This is a genomic window from Agreia sp., assembly GCF_964263775.1.
Classification (GTDB): Bacteria; Actinomycetota; Actinomycetes; order Actinomycetales; family Microbacteriaceae; genus Agreia.
The window spans coordinates 1-3,845 of the sequence record NZ_CAXVWM010000178.1; the positions used below are offsets into that span (position 1 = coordinate 1).

Genomic DNA, 3,845 nt, shown 5'->3' on the forward strand with positions numbered 1-3,845 from the left:
CCGAGCCCGGAGTCGCTCAGCAGCTCCTGCACATCGAGCAGTCGGCATCCCTCGCCGTTGATCGCGTACTCGCTGCCGCCGTTGCGGAACAGGGTTCGACTGATCGTGACCTCGGAGTAGTCGATGGGCAGCGCGCCGTCGGCATTGTCGATCGTGAGCGTGACTTCGGCGCGGCCGAGCGGGCCCTTCGTCGCGGTGCCGGCGAAGATGACGTCCTCCATCTTGCCGCCGCGCAGTGTCTTGGCGCCCTGCTCGCCCATGACCCACGCGAGCGCGTCGACCACGTTGCTCTTGCCCGAACCGTTCGGCCCGACGACACAGGTCACGCCCGTCTCGAAGGCGAAGGTGGTGGGGTGCGCGAACGACTTGAAGCCTTTGAGGGTCAGGCTCTTGAGATACACCCGCAACCCTCCGCTTCGTTGTGCCCACGTGCTGTGGCTCTACGGTACCCAATGCGCGTTCGTTCCGGGCTGAGGCGCAGCGGGCACCGGATGCCTCGGGCGGCTTAGGCTGGAAATCATGCCCCATGCGCCGCTCGTCTCGCCCGGTGCCGAACTCACCCCGGCCGAGTTCAGCCGTTACGCCCGCCAGCTCACGCTGCCGCAGATCGGCATCGACGGCCAGCGACGACTCAAGGCGTCGCGGGTGCTGGTGCTCGGGGCGGGAGGGCTCGGCTCCCCCGTCCTCACCTCGCTCGTCGCCGCCGGGGTCGGCACGGTCGGCGTCGTCGACTCCGACACCGTCGAGCCGTCGAACCTGCAGCGCCAGACGCTCTTCAGCACAACCGATGTGGGTCGGCAGAAGGCGGTGGCAGCAGCCGACGCGCTCGCCGAGCTCAATCCCCTGGTCGAGGTGCTGCCGCTGGTCGTTCGCGTGACGAGCGCGAATGTGCTCGCCCTTGTGGCCGACTACGACGTGATCGTCGACGGCACCGACAATTTCGAGACCCGATACCTCGCCCACGACGCGGCCAAGCTTCTCGGCAAGCCCTACGTCTGGGGCTCCGTGCTGCGCTTCGACGGGCAGGCGACCGTGTTCTGGGCTGCGCCACCGGCTGCGCTCGGCACGGGAGTCACGCTTCGCGACCTCTTCGCCGAGGAGCCCGCCGCCGACGAGGGCGAGACGTGCGCCACCGCCGGCGTGCTCGGCTCGATCTGCGCGTCGATCGGCTCGGTCATTGCGACGGAGACGATCAAACTGCTGCTCGGCTTCGGCGAGCTGCTGTTGGGCCGGCTGCTCGTGCACGACGGCCTGGATGCGACGTGGCGCGAGATCCGCTTCGGGCCGGCCGCGCGCGGCGCGGCTCCGCGCGAGCCAGCTGCAGCGTCATCCGAACCCGGCTCGTCCTCCGCTTCAGCAGACCCCGCTCCCCGAACAAACTCCGAGACCACTCGACCGAAAGGCACCCCCGTGACCGAGCCGACCGCATCCACCGCCCTGCCCGAGCCGAACGCCGAACGCCTGACGCCGACCCAGCTGAAGGCACTGCTCGACGCCCGCGAGCGCGGCGAGCAGAGCTTCGTGCTGGTCGATGTGCGCGAGCCCTGGGAGCGCGACATCGTGCAGATCGAGGGGTCGGAACTGATTCCCATGAGCCACCTGCTCAGCGACGAGGCCCGCGAGAAGATGCCGCACGACGACCGCGTGATCTTGTACTGCCACCACGACGGGCGCTCCGGCCAGGCTCGCGACTACATGGCTCGGAACGGCTGGTCGAACATCTCCGACCTCGGCGGCGGAGTCGACGCGTGGGTCACCGACGTGGAGCCCGACAAGGCAAGGTACTGATCGCGGGGTGTGCAGCGCGTCGCGTCTCTACGTTGTGAGGACGCGCCAAGCAGACGGCTGTTTAGGTGGTGGGTCACCAGGGCACGACGCCGTCGTCGTTGAAGAAGCCGCCGCGAGGGCCGTCGTCTGGAATGGTGGCGAAGCGTAACGCGATCGCAGCCCCTTGGTCGGCCGTCCGCGGAGAGTTGAAGCCGGTAAAGTCCGTGGCAACGTAGCCGGGGCAGACAGCATTGATGATGATCTTCGTGTCGGTGAAGGCGCGTGCGTACTGCGCGGTGATGCTGTTGAGCATTGTTTTCGACGGTGCGTAGGCGGCCAGCATCGGCCCCGTCTGCAGTGTCAACGAACCCATGTCGCTGGACATGTTGACGATGCGCGGCGAAGGAGCGCGGCGAAGGAGGGGCAGCATCGCGTTGGTCGTCCGAATGACTCCGAAAATGTTGGTCTCGAGCACTGTCTGCAGAACGCTCAGATCGAGCGTCGTCGGTTCCTGTGCTCCGGCGTCGGTTCGTCCGGAGATACCGGCGTTATTGACGAGTACGTCGAGCCGACCGATCCTCTCTTCAATGGTCGAAGCCGCTGAAATGACGCTGGCATCAGACGTCACGTCGAGGGCGACCCCGAATGCATCTATGTCGGCGGCACGCAGCTTTTCGACGGCGGAATCCCGCCTCGAATCATCGCGAGCCCCCACGATGACGGTGTACCCCGACCGCCCGAGACCTTCTGCGATTGCGTAGCCGATGCCCTTGTTTGCGCCGGTAACCAACGCGACCTTCTTGTCTTCCATGTTCTTCAGCATGGGTGGGTGTTGGTCGGCGTGTCCAAGACCGATTCGGTGCCCCGTGATACCCGGCAAGTATCAGTAGTAAGGTCACACGTGTGATCGACCTCGAAACCCGAGAGTTGCGGTACTTCGTGGCCGTGGCGGAACAGTTGCATTTTGGTCGGGCAGCTCATCTGCTCGGCATTGCCCAGCCGCCCCTTTCCCGTGCCATCAGTCAGCTTGAACGACGCCTCGGGGTCCGCCTTCTCGATCGTGATCGTCGCGGGGTGTCTCTGACCGACGCGGGACACGTGCTTCTGGTCGAGGCCACGTCAGCCCTCGAGGCTGTCTCGGCTGCGGCACGACGGACGCAGCGGGCCCACAATCCAGAGCGGGCATTGATACTGGCCTCGAAAGCGGGAGCCTCTCATGATCTATTACAACGGATCTTGGAGGCTTGCACGCGTGAGGTGGGAATCGCACCGCCCGAGGTTCTCTTGTGTGAGGTCGGTGAGCAAGCGGGACTGCTGCGCAACGGCCACGCCGACGCGGCGCTGATGCACCACCCGGTCGACGACCTCACGGGCTTCGACATTCACCCTCTCATCACAGAGGGGCAGGTCGTGATTCTGCCGGCAGGCCATCAGCTCGCGTCGCGACGACAGCTCCTCCTCACAGACATTGTCGACGTGCCTGGCCTACCGATGGCCCGATGGCCGAGAACCGACGGCACGTATCCAGAGGGGTTAGGGCCGGAGATCCATACCCAATCCCAACTTGCTCAACTCGTTGCGCTCGGCAAGGCTCTCCTCGTCATTCCTGCCTCGAGTCGCGCGTGGCAGTGGAGCGGACACGTCGCCGTACCCGTTCCCGATGCCCCAGAGATCACAACCGTCATCGCCTGGCCGTCAGGACCGCCCTCGCCTGCTATCGCTTCCTTGCTCCACGCAGCGAGAACTCTTCGCAACCCTGCGGCTCGTGAGACCACTGCCTAGATGGAGCCCAGGCTGCCCGTTCCAGCAGGTGCCGACGCGGACAATGGGTGTCGGCACACCGGCACTTTCTGACCGCAGCAGGTACTACTGGCCGGCGGCCGGCGAGCCTAGCCTCCGGCGAACGGGGGCAGCACGTCGAGTCGGTCGCCGTCGCGCAGCACGATGTCACGGTCGGTCGTCGTGACCTCGTTGAGGATGAACGAGCAGCGCGCGAAGACCGCGCGCCGGTTCTCGCCGAGCTCGTCGAGCAGGGCGCCGATGGTTTGCGACTCCGCAATCGCCCGGGTCTCTTCGGC

Annotated in this window: 5 protein-coding genes; 2 read left to right on the plus strand and 3 right to left on the minus strand. The window is 66.1% G+C overall.

Annotation, left to right across the window (positions count from 1 at the left end; all coding sequences use genetic code 11):
- The coding region (locus ACE5CZ_RS13010; protein ID WP_374947755.1) for an AAA family ATPase at positions 1 to 401 on the minus strand (401 nt) is incomplete at its 3' end.
- A 118-nt stretch (positions 402 to 519) separates the two neighbouring features.
- Here ACE5CZ_RS13010 and ACE5CZ_RS13015 point away from each other — a divergent pair.
- Positions 520 to 1,788: a ThiF family adenylyltransferase gene (locus ACE5CZ_RS13015; protein WP_374947756.1), complete on the plus strand. Its 1,269-nt coding sequence runs from the start codon at positions 520 to 522 to the stop codon at positions 1,786 to 1,788.
- A gap of 73 nt (positions 1,789 to 1,861) precedes the next feature.
- Here the strand turns inward: ACE5CZ_RS13015 and ACE5CZ_RS13020 are convergent, their stop codons facing one another.
- The gene (locus tag ACE5CZ_RS13020; protein WP_374947757.1) at positions 1,862 to 2,578 is read right to left on the minus strand and encodes an SDR family oxidoreductase; all 717 of its coding nucleotides are present in this window, start codon (positions 2,576 to 2,578) and stop codon (positions 1,862 to 1,864) included.
- A 92-nt stretch (positions 2,579 to 2,670) separates the two neighbouring features.
- Between ACE5CZ_RS13020 and ACE5CZ_RS13025 the strand changes: the two genes are divergently transcribed.
- Positions 2,671 to 3,549 carry a LysR family transcriptional regulator gene (locus ACE5CZ_RS13025; RefSeq protein ID WP_374947758.1) on the plus strand — a complete coding sequence of 293 codons (879 nt, stop codon included), beginning with the start codon at positions 2,671 to 2,673 and terminating at the stop codon, positions 3,547 to 3,549.
- Between the two features lie 107 nt (positions 3,550 to 3,656).
- On the opposite strand, the gene ACE5CZ_RS13030 is transcribed toward ACE5CZ_RS13025, so the two are convergent.
- The coding region (locus ACE5CZ_RS13030) for a MoaD/ThiS family protein (protein WP_374947759.1) at positions 3,657 to 3,845 on the minus strand (189 nt) is incomplete at its 5' end.